Here is a 21,006-nt window from a genome sequence, read left to right on the forward strand (position 1 = left end):
CAACGTTGTCGCGCTGCAAGTCGACCCCTCTTGGAAGGCAGGTCACCTGCATGTCAATGAGCAGGCGGAAAGTCCTCGGCATAGGTTCCGGCGCCTTGGGAGCCGCGGCTCTCGGAATCACGTTCGCGGGAGTCGCGGCCGCGGCGCCGCACCCGCGAGCTGAAACGCAGCTGCCCGACAGATTCCAGAAGTTGCCGCCAGGGAGCGTGGTCGCCCGAGGCTGGCTCGCCGGCCAACTCCGGTTGCAGCTCAACGGATTGTGCGGCACGTACGAGAACCTCTCGCACTTCCTCGACTTCTCCACCACCGGCTGGGTCCATCCCGAGCACAACGCCTGGGAGGAGGTGCCGTACTGGCTGCGCGGTTACATACCGCTGGCGATCGCCACCGGGGACCCGCACGCGCTGTCACGGTCGCGCGAGTGGGTGGACGGGGTCCTCGCAACCCAGCAGAGCGACGGCTTCTTCGGGCCGAGTGCCTTACGCACCGCACTCAACGGCGGTCCGGACTTCTGGCCCTTCCTGCCGCTCCTGCAGGCGCTGCGAACACACGAGGAGTACACCCAAGATCAGCGGGTGGTGCCGTTCCTGGTCCGTTTCCTGCGCTATATGAACGCCCAGGGGCCGGGCGCCTTCAACACCAGCTGGGTGTCGTACCGTTGGGGCGACGGTCTCGACGTCGTCGTGTGGCTCTACCGGCGAACCGGCGAGGCGTTCCTGCTCGATCTGGCCGCCAAGATGCACACCTACGGCGTCGACTGGACTGGCGCCACCCCGAGCCGGCACAACGTGAACATCGCCCAGGGCTTCCGGGAGCCCGCTCAATATGCCCAGTTGACCGGCTCCGCCGATCTCACCCAGGCCACCTATCGTGCGTACGACACCGTGATGGACACCTACGGGCGGTTCCCCGGGGGCGGGTTGGCCGGCGACGAGAACTATCGGCCCGGTTTCACGGACCCCCGACAGGGCTTCGAGACCTGCGGCATTGTCGAATTCATGGCCAGCCACGAGTTGTTGACGAGGATCACCGGGGACCCGGTGTGGGCGGACCGCTGCGAGGACCTGGCCTTCAACATGCTCCCGGCCTCCCTCGATCCGGACGGCAAATCGGTTCACTACATCACCAGCGCCAACAGCGTCGACCTCGACAACCACCCCAAGACACAAGGGCAGTTCCAGAACGGCTTCGCCATGCAGGGATTCCAGGCCGGAGTCGACCAGTACCGGTGCTGCCCCCACAACTACGGTATGGGCTGGCCGTACTTCACCGAGGAACTCTGGCTCGCCAGTGCCGACGGCGGTCTGGTCGCCGCACTTTACGCTCCGAGCCGGGTCCGAGCCACGGTCGCAGGCGGAACGACGGTCACCGTCACCGAAGAGACGGGCTATCCCTTCGAGGACACGGTCACCCTCACCATCTCCACGCCCCAGCCGGTGCGCTTCCCACTGCAGTTGCGGGTTCCCGGCTGGTGCAAGGGTCCCCAGGTGCAAGTCAACGGCACTTCAGTAGTGGCCTCGGACGGGCCGTCCTGGGCGCGGGTGGAGCGGACCTGGCTCGACGGCGACGTCGTTCGTCTTCAGTTGCCGCAGCAGGCCCGACTGCGTCCCTGGCCCGGCCAGCACGGTGCGGTCAGCGTCGAACGAGGCCCGCTCACCTACTCGTTGAAGATCGGCGAACGCTACGACCGCTACGCGGGAGACGACGCGTTCCCCGCATACGAGGTCCACGCGACCACCGCATGGAACTACGGTCTCCTCCCTGAGACCCCGCTCACTCCCGCGCGGACCAGTGCTGTCGTGCCGGACCAGCCTTTCACTCCCGGCACCACGCCCCTGTACATCTCGGCGCAAGCCCGGAAGATCCAGGAGTGGGTCGCGGACGACGAACATGTCGTCGCACCCCTCCAGGACAGCCCCGCACGCAGCGCTGCTCCGGCGGAGACGGTCACCCTCATCCCCATGGGCGCCGCGCGGCTTCGTATCGCGTCCTTCCCCACGGCGGCACCCGATGGGCGGCCCTGGACGCCCGAACCCGCCTTCCGCAGACTCGCCAACAAGAACAGCGGCAAGGTCCTCGCCGTCGACGGGATGTCCACCGAGAACAGCGCACGCGTCGTGCAGTTCGACAACACGGGGACGGGCGACCACGCCTGGCAGCTCGTCGACAAGGGTGACGGCTGGTATCTGATCCGCAACGGCAATAGTGGCAAGGTGCTCGGTGTCGACCACATGTCGCTGGACAACAGCGCGATTGTTGTGCAATTCGAGGACAACGGAACAGACGATCACTTGTGGACGCTGGTCGGCAACGGCGACGGCTGGTACCGGATACGCAACAAGAACAGCGGAAAGGTCCTCGGCGTGGACCGTATGTCCACCGAAAACAGCGCGCAGGTGGTCCAGTTCGACGACAACGGCACGGCCGACCATCTGTGGCGGTTCCTGTGATCAGATGAGCTGAGCTGACCCGAGCCGGGCGCGGCGACAGATCGGCGGCCGGTCGCCTCCGACCGGCCGCCGATCCGGTCCACCGCTCCTTCGCGCCTCGCCGTCATGCGAGGCGTTATGAGATGGCGTCTGTCGCTCGCGGTCGCTGGTAGTCCCACTGGTCGCGCGAGGCGCCCCAATACGCACGTACTCCTGGGGCGCGCGCCCTCAGTCGGTGCTGCTCGAGTCAACCAAGGAGGGCGACCAGCCCGTTCACCCAGATCGCGAGCACCGCCACCAGGCATCCGGCCCCTGTCAGCACACCGGCGAAGGCGCTGCCCTTGCTCTCCTTCTCCCGGCTGGATGGCACCGTGTCCCAGCCGACGGGATGTCCCATGTCCTCCGAGCAGGCTGCCCGTACCGCTGCCAGTTGTTGTCTGGCAAAGGCCGATTGGGCAAGAGACTCAGGCCCGCGCCAGGCAAGTGCCCGCATGCGCTGCGGAGCGGTGCCGTATCTGGCCTCGAAGGCCGAGGTCTCAGACGCGTCCCGGTCCTGTTCGAGGTACATCCAGTGGCCAGCTTCAGCAGGTTCACCGTACAGCCGGTACGTCTCGGCCAGGCGGCGGCGAAGCATCAGGTCGTTCGGAAAGGACGACACCAGCCCGCGCAGACGCTGGCGCGCGACGGGGACGCGGCCGGCGGCCAGGTCTGCGTCGACTCGGGCAAGGGTGTCTGTCAGCGGCATAGGTACATGATCGGGTATCGCGGGGACCGCCGTGAACTCTGACTGGGATGTCGGGTGTCTGCCACGATCGTTGCCATGGCGATAGACATAACCACGGCCGAGGCGGCCGACTTCCATGAGGTCCTGGCGGATCACCCCCGTTACTGGGGCGGACGCGACCTGCGCTCGTTGCACCTTCTGGCGTTGGTGCAGGAGTTCAGTTCTACGTGCTTGGTTGCCCGCGCCGAGGACGGAATCCGTGGGTACGTCTTCGGGTTTGTCACGCCGGACGGCACCGGCTACGTGCATCTGATCGCGACGCGGGACGACGCCCGCGGAACCGGCCTCGGGCGCAGGCTCTATGCGGCGTTCGCCGAAGCGGCGATGCGTGACGGCGCACGGCAGTTGAAGGCGATCACGTCCGTCCAGAACACCGGCTCCATCGCTTTCCACCGCAGCCTGGGCTTCGACGCGAAGGTCGTCGACGACTACAACGGCCCCGGCCGGAGTATGGCCGTGTTCCGCCGAGACCTGCCGCTCAGTCTTTCGTCGCCCAGACCGACCAGCCGTCACTGATAGCCGACCCCCAAGTCGGGCGCCAGAGGCGCGTGTTGGCCTCTTCTCGTGGTCAGTCTTTGAGTGCGATGGCTGTCCAGACCTGCTGAGCGAGGTCGGCGGCGGCGAGGCTTCCGTCGACGACGAGGTCGCAGACGTCTCGCAGGGGTTCGACGTGCTGGTCGTGGGCAGCACGTCGGTGGTTCAGGTAGTTCCGCAGCAGGACGTCGAGGGGGAAGCCGTCCCTCAGGCACTTTCGCCGGATCTTGCGGGCCAGGCGGAGGTCGGCCGGGAGGTCGACGAAGACGTCGATGCGCGAGCACGCGGCGTGCGGGGCGACGTGCCGGGCGAACAGGCCGTCCACGACGGTGACCCGCGAGGTGGCCAGCGCGGTTTCGGTGTCGTGGGCAAGGCGCGCGAGGTCCAACGACCGGGGGTCGCCGACATCCAGTCGATCGACCCCGGCCTCATCACGTACCCACACTCCGTGCTCAGGGGTCTGGAAGTAGTAGTCGTCGCCGTGGAGCACTCGCACGGGCGCCCCGGGCGCGGTGGCCGCCAGCGCGGCCGCCAGTGTCGTCTTGCCCGCCCCGGCTCCTCCGGTCAGTGTCACCAGCATGTGGTGCCCGTCCTCCCCACACTCAAGGTGATGACTCGCGAAGTCGTCGGCAAGCGACTCCGTTTCGCGGGTTCCGGCTCAACTTCTGGGAGACGCCACGGTACGTGTTGACCGAGGCCTGCCTGCCCGAGGTGCGTACGTGTTGGCCAGGTCTTTGGCGGGTCATGGAGCGGTACGGGTACGCGATCACCGCACGCGCGCGCACCGACGAACATCGACGAGCACCGCGGGAACCCGCAAAGTAGAATGACCAAGGGACTCCGGGATGTTTCCCCGGAGCAGGGTTGAGCAGTTCCGCTGGGCGTTGTCACGATTGAGGTGTTCGTATGCTCGCCCACGATTACCCTTATATACGCGACCTTGTGACGATCGATGCGCGGTTGCGGGACTTCTGCAACCGACCTGGCGACGGCCCCGTTTTCCTGCTGGGGCGGAGGGTCGAACATGCTTCCGGGGTCAATCTGCGGATCACCGAAAGGCCGTTGATCATCGTCGCCGATACCTATGACGGCACGAATGGGATGATCGACGCGCGGGGCGCCGACGGCGTTGGTGGCGGCGCCTCCGGAGCGAATGGCGTGTATCCGTGGCCGGACTCCGTCACCGACGGTTCGGGTGAGGATCATCCGGTCGGGCCGGGTGGCAGCGGGCAGGGTGGGGGACCAGGGGTCCACGGCAAGCCCGGCGGATCGGTCACCGTGATGTGCCGCCGGTCGATCAACGCGCACGTGAGCGTCGCGGGCGGCAGTGGAACCGGCGGCGGTCCGGGCGGCAATGGCACGCAAGGGGTGAACGGGCACGTCACGCCGGATCGACAGGTCTTCGTCGAAGACGATGCGGGGAGTGAGCCGCCGGTCGGACACTATGAACTGGTGCCCGGCCAGACCGTTTCCGGAACTCCGGGCGGCGATGGCGGCTGGGGTGGCCGAGGTGGCGTCGGCGGCAATGGCGGCACGATCACCTTCACGAGCATCGTCGACGACACCGCGCCGATCCTCGAGGCCGGTGGCGGCTGGGGCGGTCCGGGCGGCCAGGGTGGAGCGGCGGGCCCCGACGGCTATCTCAGCGAGGGAACAGCGGTCGAGGGATCGTTCGGAACGGACGGCGCCTCGGGCGTCGATGGGCAGGTTGTCTTCAGCAACGTCGCCGAGTCCGACTATCCGGCCGGGCTGCGGCCACTGCTCGACAGCACCGGGCCGTCCTACGCGAACTACTGGGCTCCGTTCCGGATTGTCACCGGCGAGTACTTCTACCACAGGTACAACCCGAGCGTCCCGGGGCGCGTCGACTGTGGCCGTGCTGCTGCCGTCGAGTTCGAGCGGGCGCTCGAACTCCAGCCTGACAACGTGGATGCCCTGCGCCTCCAGCAGCAACTCGTGGGCTTCCCAACGGGCGATGACGCTGTGTGGGCGGGCGGGGGAACCAACGCCCTCGGGCTTCCGCCCGACCTCGATGTGCTGCCCAGCTTCGATGAGTACATCAACGCGTTCACGGGATTCGAGGATCCGGTACTGACCTTTCTGAGCATGGGCATCAATACGATCCTCGTCCAGAAGACGATCAGTGATCTGGCCGAAATCGTGGATTTGGAGCGTCGGGAGTCGGTTGCGGCGCGTGACAACAGCAGCGATGACCTCGACATCGCCAAGTCGGAGCAGAAGCTGGCGGGCGACGAGGTCGAATACGCGCAACAGCAACTGGACCAGGCGACGAGCGATATACAGACGGCCTTGGTCGAGATGCGACAGCAGGGGAACTCGCCGAGTGTCACCTTCGGCGACATCATCGGCACGGTCGCCGAGGTCGGCGGCATTGTCCTGAGCGTGGCGTCGGCGGTGGCTACGGGCGGCGCCAGCCTTGTGGCGCTGGTGCCCGCCATGGTGGCGCTGGCGGACTCGGTGACCGAGAATGCGGCGCCGATCGCCAAGGCTGTGTTCTCCGGTGACAAGGCCGACACCATGGCAGTGGAAGACGCCTACGAGAACGTCGGCCAGGATGCGTCGACGGTCATCGGGGGCGCCAAGTCGATCGTCAACTTCGTGAACGTGGTGCAGAAGCTCGGCCAGGCGACGACCTCCGACAATTCTGCGCCCATGGCTCTGGTCAAGCGCGGCACGGAGCTCACGCACCAACTGCTGATCGCCCGGAACCGCGCGACGCTCGCCCAGCAGCGTGTCGACGCGGGGCAGGCCCGGCTGTCCCGCGCGGACGACGTGGTGCGGCAAGCGGAAACGCTGCAGAACGAACTGGCCATGGGCGCCGCGTCCATCAAGAGCGCGGGACTGCTGGCGATCGCCACCGCCCAGTCGAAGGCCGAGGCCTTGCTGGGCCTCGCCTTTCGCGCGCAGCGATCGGTCGAGATCTACACACTCCAGAGCGAGCAGCAACACCTCGTCCTCGATGCCGGCTTGATCAGCCCTGATGTCGCGCTCGCCTATTACGAGGAGGACATGGACGAAGGCGAACTCGCGACGCGGCTCATCTCGTCGTGGGGAGGCATGCTCGAACCGCTCCATATCCAGTCGGACTACATCTCCTATTTCGACCAACCGCACGATCAGGACACGCTCAGGCGATCGTTCACGGCCGCCGATCCGCAACTGGGCGACATCAGGACACGGCATCAGTTCACGTTTCGGATCGACGCGTCCGAAGTGCCGGACGGTCACTTCGACGCGAAGACCAAGAGCGTGCGGCTGGCGCTCGTCGGAGCGTCGCACCCGGCCGGCGAGATCTCGTGCGAGGTGCGGCATGGTGGGACATATGAGCAGCGACGCTCCGACAACAGCATCGCGGTCCAACTGCTGAAGCCGCGCGTCAGTACCCGGCCGGCCAAGACGACCCCGCTCGCGCCCGACGAGGGGCTCGGTGAGGACCCGCCCCTGACAGCCCCGCGATCCCTGGCGTTCTGGGGCCGAGGCGTGGGCGGGGACTGGCAGGTGACGATCCCGCAGGGGCAGTTCGACTCGGGCCTGGACCTGAGCGGACTGACAGAGGTCCAAGTCTGGATCGGCTATCAGTTCGTCCGTTGACGGCGGATGCGGCTGCATGGTGAGCAGCCCGACGGAGTATGTGCCGGTTGCCGTGGCAATTCGACGGCCGCGCAATGGCCGTCAGTGACTCGGACTTCCTCCTCATGACCGGTGGTTGGTCTCCCTTTTCATGAGGTGGCTGTCCGGCAGGTGGTCATCTCCGCGAAGACTGCCGCTGACCAGTGAGGCGGCGTTCAGCGGCCGCTCCCAGGCGGCTTCAACTGGCTCCAAACGGCTGCCAGGGCTGACCGGCTTCGCTGACGGACTCACCACTGACCTGGAAGCCGTGATCGCCGGACTCACCGTGCACTGGAGCTCCGGCGGCGCCGAGGGCTGAGACGCCTGGCCGCCAGGAATTCCCAGTTGATCTGGTCCGGGGTGCGTGGCGCCGGGTGTTGTCTCAGCCAATCTGGTTCGTCTCTGCCGCTTCGCACTGGCAGGTCTCGTTAGGATCCCCTGATCATGGACGTGATGACGGGGAACGAGATGATCGCCATCCCGCCGGGGCAGGTGACGCTGTCGGACCGGCGGACGCAGCGCAGTTGGTCGGTCGAGCTTGCGGCGTACGAGCTCGCGGCGTTCCCGGTCACCCAGGCGTTGTACGCCCAGATCACAGGCCAACGGCCGAGTACCGCTCATGGGGACCGGTTGCCCGTCGAGTCCGTCTCCTGGTGCGAGGCGGCGCGGTTCTGCAACGCCCTGTCCCAGTGCGACGGGTTCACGCCCGCCTACCACTTTCGTGCAGACGGCGAAGGTACCGAGTGGGACGCGTCCGCCGACGGGTACCGACTGCCGACCGAAGCCGAGTGGGAGCACGCCTGCCGCGCCGGTACGGCAGGACCGCGCTACGGGAATCTCGACGAGATCGCCTGGTACCGCGGTAACTCGCACGAGCGCATCCACGACGTGGGCGGCAAACGCCCCAACGCGTGGGGGATTCACGACATGCTGGGCAACGTCTGGGACTGGTGCTGGGACGTCTACGACGCCGAGGTCTACGGTACCTACCGGGTACTCCGCGGCGGTGGTTGGTTCGATGAGCACTGGAGTTGCCGGGCTTCCGCGCGGCGCCGCAGCCACCCGACCTTCCAGGTCGACGACGTCGGATTCCGCATCGCGCGTTCTCTCGTGTGACGACCGGTTCGTGTCGTCGACAACGATCGATGACACGCCGCTTGCCGACTCGCGAGACAGCGGAGGCGGGTCCCAAAGGTCGCACCCTCTCGTACGTCCGCCGCTGCTCGGGAACCTTGATGGGCTGACCGTCTTCGTCTCCGGCAGTGGAGTGCGCCACTCACGGTGATGATGCGAGCGCCAGGAACTCCGACGCATCGGTCTACGGGTGGGTGCTCGGCGGCGTCGAGAACATCCCGAGAAGGACTTGCAGCCAGTAGTACGATTTCGTAATATACGAAATCGTGAAGTCGGAATCCGTGTCACCCGAACGGTCGGCGCTGCTGACCCTGCAGCGCGCGACCCATGCCACCTTGCAGCTGATCGCCACCGAACTCGTCGACCTCGATCTGACCGCCTCCGAGATCAACGCACTCGCCAATCTCGCCGACGGCACGGGCCGCACCGTGTCCCAACTGGGCGCAGCCGTCGGTGCGCGCCCCACAACGCTGACGAGCGTGCTCGATCGCCTGGAGCGACGCGGGCACATCACCCGGGGCACGCGTGCCGGGGACCGCCGCTCCGTGCTCATCGAACTCACCGAATCCGGGCACGCGGCGGCAGCGCTGATCAAGCGGACGCTGAACGATCTCGAGAGGCGCGCACTGGACGGCCTGCCCACCGAGGCGGTCGCCGGTTTCTACGCCGTCCTGGACGCGCTGACAGGGGAGGGGAGATGATGGCGGCGAATCACGACGGCGCGCACGGGAAGCCCCCACCCTTCACGGAACTGATGGGAGAGGTGATGGCCGACACCGAACGTTTTGGGCACCGCCAGCACATTCACCTCACATGGCTGGCCGTCCGGCGCTACGGAACGGCCGAGGCCGTGAACCTGGTCAGCGACGGCATCCAGCGCACCGCCCGCTACGCAGGCGTTCCGCAGAAGTACAACGCCACCGTCAGCCGGGCCTGGGTCGAGCTGGTGGGCCACCACGCGGACGAGGCGGACGCCGCCCACTTCGACTCCTTCGCGAACCGGCATCCGGAGCTGCTCGACAAGAAGCTGCTGACTCGTTTCTACCGGCCCGCAACCCTGGCAGGCGCGCAGGCCAGGACCGGTTGGGTCGAGCCCGACCTCGCACCCTTCCCTTGGCGACAAGGTGCGAAGGGGCGATGAGGCCGCGGCCCGTTCCCCGTCGTGTTCCCCGTAGTCTGGACATCGGCTTCGGCGCACGCCGACACGATGGCTGAGCAGGCGGCATTGCGAACGACCGACGGCGCACGCTGTCAGCAGGAAGCGGAAGCGGTCCGTGAGCCGACCCGACGACCGCGATCACCAAGCGGTCGTCCGTGTTCGCACCGCCACGATCCCATGTCCGCTCGTCCGCTCGTCCGACGCCGGCCCCGCACGAGTCGGTTCCGGGGTCGCGGCCGCCGCGGGCGCGACGTCATCAGGACCGGCGGGCCTGAGATCCCTCGGCAGGGAACTCCGGCCCGTCTTCGCTCACTTGGAGCGGTTCTCGCGGCTGGACGGAGGACTGTTTCATCAGTTGCAGAGCGTGGGCGGGAACGGGGAGCAGCACGCGCCGATGTCCATGCCGCCCCCTGCTACGAGCGCCCGGTGGAGGTCGCAGGACAGGCTCCGGCAGGGGCTGCCATCAGGGTCCGGGTCTGTCGGCCGTGGATCAGGAGGCCCGCGTGACCCGCCCGAAGAGCCGGCCGGCGAGGTCGACGCCTGTGACAGTGCCGTTGGCATCGCGGGAGAAGTAGCCGCGCTGCCCCTTGAGGCCGCCTTCGGTGATGATGTAGTCGTCGCCGTCGCCGGGCAGGAAGCCGATGCTCGCGGCCGGGTAGTCCGGAGGCATGTCCTCGTCCGAGGCCTCGCGGATCTCCGGTTTGATCCCGACCTCCAGAGTGAGACGGGTGCCGTCGGTGGCGATGTCGAGGTTCAAGGCGTCGATCTCATAGTGGCCGACGACTGGTTGGGCCTGTGCTTCGTCGTACGGCAGTGGCTCCACCGTCTTTTCGGCGAAGCCGAGGTAGTGCTCGAGCGCCCACCGCACGACGGACTGGTTGAAGGCGTATCCGTCCGGACCGAGGTTGGACAGGGAGGCCACCGCGAAATCGCGCTCGGGCACGATGAGCAGCTCGGCGAACTGGCCGTTGCCCGATCCGCCATGGCCGATCGCGCGGAGGCCGTCGAAGTCGTGCAGGAACCAGCAGATGCCGAAGCCGTCGCCGAGCGTACTGCCGCGCATTTCGACCGTCTGCTCCCGCATCCGGTGCAGGTCCGCGGTGGGCAGCACGCCGTCGCCGTCGCCGAGTTGAAACCGTGCCCAGCGCAGCAGATCACTCATCGAGGACGCGAGGCCGCCGCCGGGGTTGTCGCCGCGCGCGCCCTCTTTGAACGCGTTCCAGGGGCGGGCGGCTCGCAGCGCGCCGTCCTCGTCGCGGTTGTAGCCCACGGCGAACTTACGGACCATCACCTCCGCCAGTCCGTACACCGTGTCCTCCAGACCCACCGGCTCCAGGACGAGTGAGGCCACGGCCTGCTCGAAGGGAAGGCCCGTGACCTTCTCGACGATCCGGCCGGCCAGGTTGTAGCCGGCCTGGCTGTACGAGGCGCGGGCCCCGGGCGGGGCGATCAGCGGAAGTCCGGGCAGTTTTTCCACGACCCCGGCCAGGGAGCGGTCGCCCTCGCCGTCGTCGATCAGGTTCCAGTCCAGGCCCGCGGTGTGGTTCAACAGGTTCAGGACGGTGATCTGCGCCGCGGCCTGCTCGTCGGCCAGCTTCAGTTCGGGCACGTAGCGCCGCACCGGGGCGTCCAGGGCCACCTTTCCCTGGGCCACCAGGCACATCAGCGCGGTCGCCGTGAAGGTCTTGGACACCGACGCCAGAGGGAAGAGGGTCTTCTCGTCGACCGGCAGCGGGCTGGCGAGACTGGTCACACCGTGCGATGCGTAGATCTCCTGGCCGTCCAGCAGCACCCCGACGGCGACACCGGGAACACCGAGCTCCGTGGCCTGCGACGTGACGAACTCCGAAAGCTTGTCCTGTGACATGGCTCCCCCATTTCGACGTTTTCGGCACTTGAACTAAGTGCGAGTGTGAGCGTAGGACTCACTTGAACAAAGTGCAAGACTCGTCATGAACTAAGTTCAAGTAGCATGGTGGCCATGCCGCGAGACACGCTGACCGCAGACCGGATCATTCGTGCGGCCATCGAGCTGCTCGACGACGAGGGGCTGGACGGCCTCAATATGCGGAGCCTGGCGCAACGCCTCGGCTCGGCCGCCACGGCCGTCTACTGGCACATCAAGAACAAGGACGACCTGGTCCGGCTCGCCAGCGACGACGTCTGGCGCGAGGTTGACGCACCCGATCTCGACGCCACCGACTGGCGCACGGCCGCCGCCGCCCATGCCGTCGGCGTACACGCGATGCTCACCCGACACCCCTGGCTCGTCCAGGCGTTCGGCAGCCACCTCCTGTACGGACCCGCCCAGGCCCGGCACAACGACCACAGCCTGGCCATCTACGAGAAGGCGGGCTTCGCCGCCGCCGACGCGGACCGGGCGGCCGGCGCCGCGCTCGCCTTCGTGCTCGGCAGCACGCTCGGTCCCGCCGCGCAGGTCTCGCTGAACCGCCGGCTGAGCCTGAACGGCGCGGACGCCGAGCAGCGGATGGCCGACGCCATGACACGCGCCACCGAGACCGCGATGCAATTCCCGCACCTGCGGAAACGCCTCGACACCACGGCCGCCGCGGAGTACGCCGGAGCGCCCGACAATTCCTTCGAGTTCGGTCTCCAGTCCCTCCTCGACGGCTTCGAGGCCCGCCTCGCCAGCGGTCGCGCGGAACCGGTCCGGTGACACGCTCGCCCGCGGGACGGCCAGGACCGACACCCGGTCTCCGCGCACCGAGTTGAGCGTGTGGGACACCGGTCCCTTCGACAACGACACCGCCGCGGACTTCGCCAACGCCCTTGACGACTCCGAACCCGAGGAATGCGAGGCGATGATCCGCGATGTCCTCATCCATACCGTGAACGCCACCGGATGGCTCACGAAAGGGGAAGCCGCCGTGGCCGCCGCCGCACTCATCGCGGCGCAATGCCCAGGCGGCGAACCCGTCGACTCACCCTGCGGCCCTGAAACCCCCATGCCGGTCTTCCCCGTCGCTCTTCGGACACTCGCAGACGAAGCCCTCGCCCGCGTCGTCAGCGACGAGTCCGGGCCGGCCGCGAACTGGGTCGACCCAGGCGACTGGAGGCGATGGCGTGCGGCGCTCGACCGTCTTCGCTCGGTACTTGCCCCGGAGCCGCCTTCCATCCAGTTGTTCGACATGGAGCCATGACGGATCGTCGCCAGTCAGCGGACTTGAGGCTTCCGGGCGGGTTTTTCCCAGGTCAGCGAGTACCGGCGGAGCACATGTCGGCGGTAGTGCATACCGGGCAGCAGTCCGCTGGCGGCAGCCCGCACCTGCCCGTAGCTCATCCGCGGGACGGCGACCGGCATGCCCTCCGGCCCCCGCGCGCGACGCAGCACCTTCGTGATCCGCACGACCGGGGCAGCTGCGATCGTCGCTGCCCACTCCATCGCGTTCGCATCGCGGGCCAGGCCGACGACCACCAGCGTGCCGCCGGGCCGCAGTAGCTCACGCATGCGGATGAGGGCCGCCTCGAAGTCCATGTGATGGATCGTGGTCACCGAGCAGATGAAGTCGTAGCCCGCGGCCGGGAGGTCGGCGGTGAGGAAGTCGCCCTCGAACAAGTCGAGATCCGGGTAGTCGACAGCGAACCTGCGTGCGCGGGCGATCATTTCTGGCGACTTGTCGATCCCTGTGACGCGCTGCGCCCGCTCGGTGAGCTTGCGCGCCAGCAGCCCGTCCCCGCAGCCGACGTCCAACGCGTCGCCGCAACTCTCGGGTACGGCGCCCAGGATGCCCGGGTGCCGGGCGACGTTGGTGTTCCAATACGGCTTCCGGTCGGCCTGGCGCATCGGACCATCGTAAGGGCGTGGCCAGACCCCATAGGTGTGCGCCGGCCGACATGGAACCCCGAAAGTCCCTCCTCCGATGGGGAGTTGTCACCGGCTGTGGGCCTGGTGCAGGTGGTGCGGGACGGCCAGCGGAACCCCGTCGAACGGGCCATCACTCGGGTCGCAATCGGCTCAAGGACTCGCGGGCCGTTGCGCCGCGGTGGGCCAAGCGCGGCACCAGGAGCCAAGTGCTTGACCCTCACGTCGCGTCATGCCGCGTTGTCGGTGGCGTGGAGGAACACCTGACCGTGGGGCGCGTGGCCGAGCTGGCCGGCGTGAGCGTTCGCACGCTGCATCACTACGACGAGATCGGCCTCGTACAGCCCTCCGCGCGGACCGCGGCCGGCTACCGGACCTACTCGGCCGGTGACGTGGAGCGACTGCGGGAGGTGCTCGCCTACCGGCGGCTGGGCTTCGGATTGCGCGAGATCGCGGATCTGGTTGACGACCCGGCCACCGACGCGGTCGCGCACCTGCACCGGCTGCGCGGCCTGCCGCTGGAACAGTGCGACCGCGCTGCTGCCATGGTGACCGCCGTTGTGTGGTCCTCGGCAAGTTCGGCCTTCGGCGAGGGCCTGCTCTGCACAAGGGCCTGGAGGCGCCGGAACGCATGGCGGCGGACGCCCGGCGGATCACAGCACCCGCTCTGTTTCACGTCCAGTGGTACGACGAGATCTTCCCCAGGGAGGGCCAGTTGGCTCTCTTCGACGCACTGGGGTCACGGGACAAGCAGCTGGTCGGCTACGCCGGTCCCCACGGCGGGACGGAGCCCGGTGCCGCAGCCCTCTGGCGCGACTTCGTTTCCCGCCGCATGGCAGCTCTGGCAGGGTAGATCGGTCGGTGAGTCCAACGGCGGTCGGTGAGTCCGCGGCGGCCGATGCGGGTGCGGGCGACGCGCGTGAGGGCCGGGAGACGCTCGGCTTGGCGCCCCACCGGCAGCGGAACCTGTCCGGCGCGGCACCCCGCGTCGTACGGGACCGGCGGACCGGCTCCAGAGACCCGGGGCGCGATGGTCAGGATGAGGTCAGGGTGATGGGGGTGTCGGAGAGCCGGCTTCCCAGGCGAAGCCGTCCGGGTCGGTGAAGGCCGCGGTGGAGCTGGTGACGGCGAGCCGGTGTGATCCGCTGCCATCGTTCGGGACGCCGAGGTCCTTGGCCAGACCGGGGCGCTTGTAGAGCGCGAGTTTGACCTGATCCGGCTCGGCTGCGGTGAACTCCGCGTATTTGCCGCCGAAGCTCTTCGCGACGGTCAGGCCCTGCTCGACGTAGAACCGCTTGCTTGCCTTCACGTCGTCGACACCGAGCAGGAGCACCGTCTCGTCGATGTTCCCCGTGGCCGGGCCGGTGTCCTTCTTCGCCGAGGTCGCGATCTTCCAGATCGTTCCGTCCGGGGCCTGGACGACGCCGCCGTAACCCCACAGGGACTTCGAGGCGGGCTTCAGTGCTGTCGCGCCGGCTGTGAGGGCGGTGTCGATGAAGCTGATGACGTCGGCGGGCTGGGACACCGTGAGCGCCAGGGTGAATCCGCGGAAGCCGGTCGTCGGCGTCTCGGACGCGCGCAGGCGCACCCGGGAGCCGAGTTTGAAGGCGGCGGCGTAAAAGTGCTCGGCCGCGGCTGGGTCGTCCACCTCAAGGGTGACGGATGCGATGGAAGTCATACCGATCACGCTAGGCGCGGTCCGGTGGATTTGGCTTCTTCATTCCTGATCGATCCGTTCACCCGGTGAGTCATCCGTCCCGCGGCGCCGCACGGCCTGCCTGCCGATCGGTGGGCACGGAAGCCGGGCGGCCGGCCGGTGGTCCTGTCTTGCCCGGTTCTCTCAGCGTCCGGTGACCGCCTGGCTCGCGATGAGCTGTTGGTAGGGGCCGCAGCGTGCGAGGAGTGCGGGGTGGTTGCCGGTGTCGGTGATGGTGCCTTGGTTGAGCATGATCACGTGCTGGGCGTGCTGCACGGTGGAGAGGCGGTGCGCGACGACGATGACGGCGCGTGTTGTAGCGAGGTTCTCGATGATGGTGCGGAAGCGTTGTTCGTTGAGGCCGTCGAGTTGGCTGGTGGGTTCGTCGAGGAGGACGATCTCGGCGTCCGAGAGCAGGGCACGTGCGAGTGCCATGCGTTGCCTCTGGCCGCCGGAGAGGTCGGTTTCGCGGCCCAGGTGGGTGTCGAGGCCCTGGGGGAGACGGGCGATGTCCTCGGCGAGTCCGACGGCGTCCAGGGCGGTGGCGAGTTCGGAGTCGGTGGCGGGGGTGGTGCGGCCGAGCTGGAGGTTCTCGCGGGCGGTGGCCTCCAGGAGGGTGAAGGTCTGGTCGACGTACGTGATGCGGGCGCGGAGGGCGTGCAGGGGCCAGTGCCGGGTGTCGTGGCCCAGGACGGTGATGGTGCCGGAGGAGGGCCGGATGAACCGGTCGATGAGGGCGAGAGTGGTGGTTTTGCCGGCTCCTGAGGGGCCCACCACGGCGGTGAGTCCGGTACGGGCGGTGGTGAAGGAAATGCCCTGCAGGGTGGGGTGGCCGGCACCGGCGTGGGTGTAGGAGACGGAGTCGAAGGCGACGGCGGGTGCGTCGGGCAGCGGGGAGGGTGCGGCCCTGTCGTTGTCGGCCGGGTCGTTCTCCGGCGGGAGGAGCAGCAGGTCGTTGCAGCGGTCGCGGGCGGCGAGTCCGGACTGGAGCCGGCCGAGGCCGGTGGCCAGGGTGTTGACGGATGGGATGGCCTGCAGGAGGTAGAGGAGGAACGCGGCGAAGGCGGCGGCTTTGATGTCGCCGGCGGCGAGGCGGGCGCCTCCGGTGAGGATCACGGCGATCATGGCGAGCTGGTTGCCGAGGGTGAGCACGGCGGGGATCAGGGTGCCAAGGCGGGCACCTTCCAGGGAGATGGAGCGCAGCCGCTCCGCGTCCGCGGCCAGGGCGCGGGTGGCCAGTGGCTCGGCCCGGTTGGCCTTGATCGTGGTGAGGGCCTCCAGGTTCGCGGTGAAGCGCTGGGAGATGTGTCCGACGGCGTCCTGCTGGCCGGTCACATTGGCCCGCATGCGGCGCAGGACCAGCATCACCATGAGCGTCAGGCCGGTCAGGGAGACAAGGGTGACCAGGGTGAGGACCCAGTCGATCCACACCATCACGGCCAGTGTCGCCGCGATGGTCACGGTGGCGAGGGGCAACTGGGTTGCCACGTCGACGACTTGGCGCAACAGCAGGGCGTCGGAGGTGATCCGGGCGGCGAGTTCCCCGGTGCCCTGGGTCCGTACGACGGGCAGGGGCAGTCGAAGTGCGTGTTCCATCAAGTTGATGCGCAGCCGGTAGGCCATGCGCTCGCCGATGCGTGCGAGCAGGAAGCCGGAGCAGGCCTGGGTGAGGGCGCCGGCTGTGGCGGCCGCGCACATCAGTGTGATGTGGCCCGCCAGTGGGTGGTGGCCGGAGAAGTCGGTGATGACGTCCTGGAGGAAGAGGGGGAGGGCGAGGGTGGCGACCGTGGCGGCGAGTGCGAGAAGCAGGGCGGCGGTGAGTGGGCCGGGTTCGGCGGTCAGTTCACGGCGCAGCCGCAGTGGGCCCGTTGTCCGGGGAGCGGGGGGAGCAGGCTCGTCGGCCACGGGGAACCTCTCTGATGGGCGAGGGGGCGTCGCGTGTGGGCGCGCGTCTGGCGGAGGGAGGGGCTGTTGACGTTGAGACCGAGAGGGCGCCGGGTGGGAGAAGTCGTGGGTGCCGGCCGACCCTTGGCGGTAGTGCGCTGTGGCGGTGGGATGTATTGGAGCAGTGGAGCAGTGGAGCAGTGGAGCAGTGGAGCAGTGGAGCAGTGGAGCAGTGGAGCAGCGGTGCGGTGGGCGCGCTGGGGCCTGTGGGCGACCGGCCGGGCTGCTGGTGGCGGCCCGGCCGGCTGTGCTGTGTGCCCCTACGGGGTGGTGCTGGTTAGACGCAGAGGATCGTGCTCACGGTGCTGGTGCCGCAGTTGAGGACGCTCAGGGAGCTGGTGCTGGCGAGGGTGTCGTCGATGGGGGTGGCCTCGGTCTCGGGCAGGTCCATCGTCTGGAGGTCGAGGATCATCATGTCTGTTCTCCTTTGTGTCACTGACGGGTGGATCACCCGGCCGGCGGCCGGGAGTCTGGGGTGCGCAACTCGGCTGAGCGGGTTGCGGCTTGTGGTGACGTGGTCTGTGGCGACGTGGTCTGTGGTGGCCGGCCGTGTCCGGGCGGCGCTCGGCGAGGGCGGGCGGTGGCCGGTGGTGTTCTCAGCGGTGGTCAGCCGTGTTTCTCAGCGGTAGTCAGCCGTGCTCAGTGGGGTCGTCGGCCGTACTCAGTGGTGGTCGGCCGTGGCCGGTGGTGCGGTCAGCGGTGTCCGGCCGTGCCTGGCGGCGTTGTGCTCAGCGGCGGTTGGGCGGTGTCCGGCCGTGGCCGACGCCGACGGGGTGGGGTCCGGTGCGGTGGGGGCCGGTGGCGTCGGGCCGGGTCCGCTGGTCCAGGGGAGGAAGGGAGTGCCGGCCAGGGCGGTGCCCAGAGCCAGGAGTACGCCCGCGGAGCCGGTCGCCAGGTCCGCGGAGAGTCGTAGGAGCTGGTCTCCGGGGAAGGCGAGGTGGCCCTGGTAGGAGATCTGATGGAGGGCCAGGAGCCTGCGGTGGCGGTCCAGCGCTGTCTGGCAGCGTTCGGCCGCGTTCGGGCCGTCCGTATCCGGGCCATCGGCATCCGGGGCGTACAGGGTGCGCGGGGCGTCCGGGATGTGCGGGTCGCGCGAGGTGTGCGGGTCGCGCGAGGTGTGCGGGCGTGGGTGGGGTCGGGTGAGGGCGAGGTAGCCGAGGAGTCCCGCGCGACCGTTGAACAGGCCGGGCTGGATGATGAATTCGGGCTCGGCCGCGCGGCCGATCGGCGCCCGGTAGCGGGCTGTGGGGCTGGCCGGGTGGTGGGCGAGCAGGGCGTTCAGGGCCAGTCCGATGCCGACGCTGCCGGTTTCGATGTAGGGGAGTACCCGGTACTCGTCGAGGACCTGGACGGTGCCGTCCGCCGCGGTCACACATCGTTCGAGGTCCAGTTCGAGCAGCGTCTGGGCCCGGTCGAGGAGGGTGTGGTCGCCGGTGTGTTCGTAGAGGCGGACCAGGGCGAGGGCCGCGCCGGATGCTCCACTCATCAGGCCGGCTTTGCGTCGCCGGCCTGATGGGCCGGCCTTCTCCAGCTCGTCGGCCGCCGCCTGCGCGTGGGTGAGGGAGGTGTCCAGCAGCCGGGAATCGCCGGTGGCGGTGGCGAAGTGCAGCAGGGTCAGGGCGATGCCGGCTCGGCCGGACATGAGATCCGGGCCGAGTGGGCTGTCCGGGGTGGCGCGGCTGAGCCGGTGCAGCAGGTCGACTGCGGCGTCCCGTTCGCCGAGCAGGTCGAGGGTGTAGGCCACGCCGTGTCCACCGGTGTAGAGGCCGGGTTGGGCCGGGCGGGTGAGGGCTGCGTCGGTGAGCCATCGGACGTGTTCTGGGTCGGTGGCGGCACCGGTGGTGTGCAGGGCGTAGAGGACGCCGGCCGCTCCGTGGGACAGGCCCAGGCTGCCCTGGGTGAACTGGGCGATGTCGCCGGGGAAGAGCCGGTCGCCGCGGCGGGGGGTGGCCATCGCCTGGATGCCGGCCGCGAGCGAGTCGCGGATGGCGGTCCAGTCGGCGTGCGGGCCGCTCAGCAGGGCCTGGGTCTGGGCCCTGCGCTGGCCCAGTTCGGGCCGTGGGGTGCGGCCGTCCGAGGCCGAGGGGGCGAGCAGGCGGCGGATCTCGGCGGTGTATCCGGGGGGCACGGGGAAGCGGCGTTCGATGACGTCGGCGAGTTCGGCGCCCTTGCCCGCGTCCAGGGTGGGTAACTGTGCCAGCGGCAGGAACAGCCACAGCCGGATCGCGGCCAGCCCGTACCGGTCGATCTCGGGCCCGGTGTATCCCTTCGGCGCGGTGAAGCCCGCGGCGCCCAGCGCGGGACGCACGAAGTCGTCTACGGGGCTGGCGAGTTCGAAGTCGATGAAACAGATGTCGCCGTCCGGCCGGATGATCAGGTTGCGGGGGTGGAGGTCTCCGAAGACGACCCCGCAGGCGTGCATGGCCGCGAGGACGTGCTCGATCCGGTCCACGAGGGCGATCGCCTCGCGGGTGTACTCGGCGACCGTGATGTCGTCGGCGTCCGGATGGATCAGCGGGTACTTCGCGGTCAGCCACTCGCTCAGTGACTGTCCCTCGACGAACTCCTGGACCAGGAAACGGTGTTCCCACACGGTCAGCAGTTCGTGCAGGGCGGGAACGCCGGGCAGTCCGGCCAGCCGGGCCATCATGTCGTGTTCCTGCTGAAGCCTCGTGACGGCGTCGACCCCGCGCTGGTCAAGACCCGCGTGGGGGCGGGCCTCCTTCAGCACCACCTGCGGACTGTCGGCGTCCTTGCGTGCCAGATAGACGCCGCCCGCGTTGGAGAAGTGCAGGACCCGTTCCACGGTGTAGGGCAGCGCGGGCTCCTGCGGCGCGGTGCGCTCGGTGATGGCCGATTCGACGAAGGCGGGCACGGGCGCCCAGTCGGGGACCGAGAAGCCGGGGCCGCGGACATCGGGGACCAGCCGGCCGTCCGCGTCTTCGAGGGCCAGCACCCGCTCGCCCGCGTCGTCGCGGCAGTGGCGCTCGGCGAACCCCCCGTAGCGCAGATACAGCGGGCCGTCCCCCCAGCGCAGGTCGCTGAGGATGTACGGTCCGCGGCGGCCTGCCAGCAGCCGGCCGAGACCGTCCAGGCACCGCCGCAACTCGGCGTCGCCTACGGGGTAGAGCGTGCAGAACTTCCCGCTCGAACCGCGCGGCGAGTACTTGGAATTCTGCATCTGCAGGATCGGCAGTCCGCGCAGGAACTTGAACGTGAGGTGTTCGCGCAGACAGTAGTCGTAGACCTGCTCCAGCACCTCCTCGGCGTCCTCGGTACACGAGGACACATGGATCTTCCAGCCCTGCGGGGGCAGTTGCACGTCCTGGGGACGTACCACCGCCCAGATCTCCAGGTCGCCGCGCTCCCATCCGGCGGGGAGCGGCCGGCTGACGGCCGCGAACTCCTCTTGTGCGCCCCACCGTCGCGGCGAGTCGTAGAAGATCGGGTCTGCGTAGGCGTAGGCCTCGTACCGGTTGTCCATCGGACTTCTCCTCAGGGCAGGGACGTGTGCAGGCGGGGACAGCAAAGGGGAGCGGGGAGCTGTCCCGGCCCGGGAAGCGGGAGCGGGTTGCGCTTCTTCGGTGGTGGCCGGATTCCCTGGCAGGGCTGCGACAACTCGAAGTATTGGGAAAGCGATACTTCGTCCACAACGGAGCGAAAGAAGGCTTTTCCTAAGATATTCGCCCCGGCGCGGCGGCAGGACCATGAAATTGCATGAGCGCCAAGGCGTACACCGGATCACCGGACCGGCGGGCCGCGCCGCGCGGTTGCTGGCGCGGCCGAAGCGGATGCTGTCCCGCCGACGCTGTGACCAGGGAGTTCCGCGGGGTGGGGCTGCCTCGGGAGTGCCCGACCACGTGGGCCCTGGGG

The 21,006-nt window shown here is 68.6% G+C and carries 18 protein-coding genes and 1 pseudogene; 11 read left to right on the forward strand and 8 right to left on the reverse strand.

All coding sequences use genetic code 11. The annotated features are described in order from the left end of the window. Nucleotides 1–50 precede the first annotated feature (50 nt). Nucleotides 51–2,450 (forward strand): beta-L-arabinofuranosidase domain-containing protein, encoded by a 2,400-nt coding sequence (locus ACZ6KY_RS04555; protein ID WP_469308825.1) that lies wholly within the window; start codon nucleotides 51–53, stop codon nucleotides 2,448–2,450. A gap of 226 nt (nucleotides 2,451–2,676) precedes the next feature. On the opposite strand, the gene ACZ6KY_RS04560 is transcribed toward ACZ6KY_RS04555, so the two are convergent. Then, nucleotides 2,677–3,174, reverse strand: a complete 498-nt coding sequence (locus ACZ6KY_RS04560; RefSeq protein WP_469308826.1) for a DUF6584 family protein — start codon at nucleotides 3,172–3,174, stop codon at nucleotides 2,677–2,679. A gap of 75 nt (nucleotides 3,175–3,249) precedes the next feature. On the opposite strand from ACZ6KY_RS04560, the gene ACZ6KY_RS04565 reads away from it, so the two are divergent. Beyond that, nucleotides 3,250–3,729, forward strand: a complete 480-nt coding sequence (locus ACZ6KY_RS04565) for a GNAT family N-acetyltransferase (RefSeq protein ID WP_469308977.1) — start codon at nucleotides 3,250–3,252, stop codon at nucleotides 3,727–3,729. Nucleotides 3,730–3,781: 52 nt separating this feature from the next. On the opposite strand, the gene ACZ6KY_RS04570 is transcribed toward ACZ6KY_RS04565, so the two are convergent. Then, a complete protein-coding gene (locus ACZ6KY_RS04570) occupies nucleotides 3,782–4,327 on the reverse strand; it encodes a uridine kinase family protein (protein WP_469308827.1) in 546 nt (181 codons plus the stop codon). Nucleotides 4,328–4,653: 326 nt separating this feature from the next. Between ACZ6KY_RS04570 and ACZ6KY_RS04575 the strand changes: the two genes are divergently transcribed. The 5 genes from ACZ6KY_RS04575 (at nucleotide 4,654) to ACZ6KY_RS04595 (ending at nucleotide 9,652) form a co-directional block, all read left to right on the forward strand. Continuing rightward, the gene (locus tag ACZ6KY_RS04575) at nucleotides 4,654–7,359 is read left to right on the forward strand and encodes a hypothetical protein (RefSeq protein WP_469308828.1); all 2,706 of its coding nucleotides are present in this window, start codon (nucleotides 4,654–4,656) and stop codon (nucleotides 7,357–7,359) included. A 130-nt stretch (nucleotides 7,360–7,489) separates the two neighbouring features. Continuing rightward, on the forward strand, nucleotides 7,490–7,696 hold the full coding sequence (locus ACZ6KY_RS04580; RefSeq protein ID WP_469308829.1) for a hypothetical protein: 207 nt from the start codon (nucleotides 7,490–7,492) through the stop codon (nucleotides 7,694–7,696). A gap of 125 nt (nucleotides 7,697–7,821) precedes the next feature. Then, nucleotides 7,822–8,493: a formylglycine-generating enzyme family protein gene (locus ACZ6KY_RS04585; RefSeq protein ID WP_469308830.1), complete on the forward strand. Its 672-nt coding sequence runs from the start codon at nucleotides 7,822–7,824 to the stop codon at nucleotides 8,491–8,493. 284 nt (nucleotides 8,494–8,777) lie between these two features. Then, the gene (locus tag ACZ6KY_RS04590; protein ID WP_469308831.1) at nucleotides 8,778–9,212 is read left to right on the forward strand and encodes a MarR family winged helix-turn-helix transcriptional regulator; all 435 of its coding nucleotides are present in this window, start codon (nucleotides 8,778–8,780) and stop codon (nucleotides 9,210–9,212) included. A gap of 65 nt (nucleotides 9,213–9,277) precedes the next feature. After that, complete coding sequence (locus tag ACZ6KY_RS04595) at nucleotides 9,278–9,652, forward strand: hypothetical protein (RefSeq protein WP_469308832.1); 375 nt, start codon at nucleotides 9,278–9,280, stop codon at nucleotides 9,650–9,652. Nucleotides 9,653–10,160: 508 nt separating this feature from the next. Here the strand turns inward: ACZ6KY_RS04595 and ACZ6KY_RS04600 are convergent. Beyond that, nucleotides 10,161–11,537: a serine hydrolase domain-containing protein gene (locus ACZ6KY_RS04600; protein ID WP_469308833.1), complete on the reverse strand. Its 1,377-nt coding sequence runs from the start codon at nucleotides 11,535–11,537 to the stop codon at nucleotides 10,161–10,163. Between the two features lie 114 nt (nucleotides 11,538–11,651). On the opposite strand from ACZ6KY_RS04600, the gene ACZ6KY_RS04605 reads away from it, so the two are divergent. Both ACZ6KY_RS04605 and ACZ6KY_RS04610 read left to right on the forward strand, forming a co-directional pair. Continuing rightward, on the forward strand, nucleotides 11,652–12,347 hold the full coding sequence (locus ACZ6KY_RS04605) for a TetR/AcrR family transcriptional regulator (protein ID WP_469308834.1): 696 nt from the start codon (nucleotides 11,652–11,654) through the stop codon (nucleotides 12,345–12,347). A gap of 52 nt (nucleotides 12,348–12,399) precedes the next feature. Further along, a complete protein-coding gene (locus tag ACZ6KY_RS04610; protein ID WP_469308835.1) occupies nucleotides 12,400–12,831 on the forward strand; it encodes a DUF4259 domain-containing protein in 432 nt (143 codons plus the stop codon). A 14-nt stretch (nucleotides 12,832–12,845) separates the two neighbouring features. Here the strand turns inward: ACZ6KY_RS04610 and ACZ6KY_RS04615 are convergent, their stop codons facing one another. Next, nucleotides 12,846–13,475, reverse strand: coding sequence for a class I SAM-dependent methyltransferase (locus ACZ6KY_RS04615; RefSeq protein WP_469308836.1), 630 nt, complete (start codon nucleotides 13,473–13,475; stop codon nucleotides 12,846–12,848). Nucleotides 13,476–13,771: 296 nt separating this feature from the next. On the opposite strand from ACZ6KY_RS04615, the pseudogene ACZ6KY_RS04620 reads away from it, so the two are divergent. Together ACZ6KY_RS04620 and ACZ6KY_RS04625 are read left to right on the forward strand one after the other, a co-directional pair. Next, a pseudogene (locus tag ACZ6KY_RS04620) lies at nucleotides 13,772–14,053 on the forward strand (MerR family transcriptional regulator); the annotation flags it as partial. Between the two features lie 2 nt (nucleotides 14,054–14,055). Further along, nucleotides 14,056–14,346 (forward strand): hypothetical protein, encoded by a 291-nt coding sequence (locus ACZ6KY_RS04625; protein ID WP_469308983.1) that lies wholly within the window; start codon nucleotides 14,056–14,058, stop codon nucleotides 14,344–14,346. A gap of 192 nt (nucleotides 14,347–14,538) precedes the next feature. Here the strand turns inward: ACZ6KY_RS04625 and ACZ6KY_RS04630 are convergent, their stop codons facing one another. From ACZ6KY_RS04630 to lanKC, 4 genes are all read right to left on the reverse strand, one after another. Then, on the reverse strand, nucleotides 14,539–15,171 hold the full coding sequence (locus tag ACZ6KY_RS04630) for a glyoxalase (RefSeq protein ID WP_469308837.1): 633 nt from the start codon (nucleotides 15,169–15,171) through the stop codon (nucleotides 14,539–14,541). Nucleotides 15,172–15,333: 162 nt separating this feature from the next. After that, the gene (locus ACZ6KY_RS04635) at nucleotides 15,334–17,094 is read right to left on the reverse strand and encodes an ABC transporter ATP-binding protein (protein WP_469308838.1); all 1,761 of its coding nucleotides are present in this window, start codon (nucleotides 17,092–17,094) and stop codon (nucleotides 15,334–15,336) included. Between the two features lie 316 nt (nucleotides 17,095–17,410). Then, entirely contained in the window at nucleotides 17,411–17,548 is a 138-nt protein-coding gene (locus tag ACZ6KY_RS04640; RefSeq protein WP_107065889.1) for a SapB/AmfS family lanthipeptide, read from the reverse strand. Between the two features lie 246 nt (nucleotides 17,549–17,794). Further along, nucleotides 17,795–20,617 (reverse strand): class III lanthionine synthetase LanKC, encoded by a 2,823-nt coding sequence (gene lanKC, locus ACZ6KY_RS04645; RefSeq protein ID WP_469308839.1) that lies wholly within the window; start codon nucleotides 20,615–20,617, stop codon nucleotides 17,795–17,797. Between the last annotated feature and the right edge of the window lie 389 nt (nucleotides 20,618–21,006).

The organism is Streptomyces sp. NPDC042002 (genome assembly GCF_055588305.1).

Excerpts from the sequence above, each read along its gene's own strand:
- ACZ6KY_RS04555 (WP_469308825.1), top strand. The coding sequence starts at position 51 with ATGTCAATGAGCAGGCGGAAAGTCCTCGGCATAGGTTCCGGCGCCTTG.
- ACZ6KY_RS04560 (WP_469308826.1), bottom strand. The coding sequence starts at position 3,174 with ATGCCGCTGACAGACACCCTTGCCCGAGTCGACGCAGACCTGGCCGCC.
- ACZ6KY_RS04565 (WP_469308977.1), top strand. The coding sequence starts at position 3,250 with ATGGCGATAGACATAACCACGGCCGAGGCGGCCGACTTCCATGAGGTC.
- ACZ6KY_RS04570 (WP_469308827.1), bottom strand. The coding sequence starts at position 4,327 with ATGCTGGTGACACTGACCGGAGGAGCCGGGGCGGGCAAGACGACACTG.
- ACZ6KY_RS04575 (WP_469308828.1), top strand. The coding sequence starts at position 4,654 with ATGCTCGCCCACGATTACCCTTATATACGCGACCTTGTGACGATCGAT.
- ACZ6KY_RS04580 (WP_469308829.1), top strand. The coding sequence starts at position 7,490 with ATGAGGTGGCTGTCCGGCAGGTGGTCATCTCCGCGAAGACTGCCGCTG.
- ACZ6KY_RS04585 (WP_469308830.1), top strand. The coding sequence starts at position 7,822 with ATGGACGTGATGACGGGGAACGAGATGATCGCCATCCCGCCGGGGCAG.
- ACZ6KY_RS04595 (WP_469308832.1), top strand. The coding sequence starts at position 9,278 with ATGGCCGACACCGAACGTTTTGGGCACCGCCAGCACATTCACCTCACA.
- ACZ6KY_RS04600 (WP_469308833.1), bottom strand. The coding sequence starts at position 11,537 with ATGTCACAGGACAAGCTTTCGGAGTTCGTCACGTCGCAGGCCACGGAG.
- ACZ6KY_RS04605 (WP_469308834.1), top strand. The coding sequence starts at position 11,652 with ATGCCGCGAGACACGCTGACCGCAGACCGGATCATTCGTGCGGCCATC.
- ACZ6KY_RS04615 (WP_469308836.1), bottom strand. The coding sequence starts at position 13,475 with ATGCGCCAGGCCGACCGGAAGCCGTATTGGAACACCAACGTCGCCCGG.
- ACZ6KY_RS04630 (WP_469308837.1), bottom strand. The coding sequence starts at position 15,171 with ATGACTTCCATCGCATCCGTCACCCTTGAGGTGGACGACCCAGCCGCG.
- ACZ6KY_RS04640 (WP_107065889.1), bottom strand. The coding sequence starts at position 17,548 with ATGATGATCCTCGACCTCCAGACGATGGACCTGCCCGAGACCGAGGCC.
- lanKC (WP_469308839.1), bottom strand. The coding sequence starts at position 20,617 with ATGGACAACCGGTACGAGGCCTACGCCTACGCAGACCCGATCTTCTAC.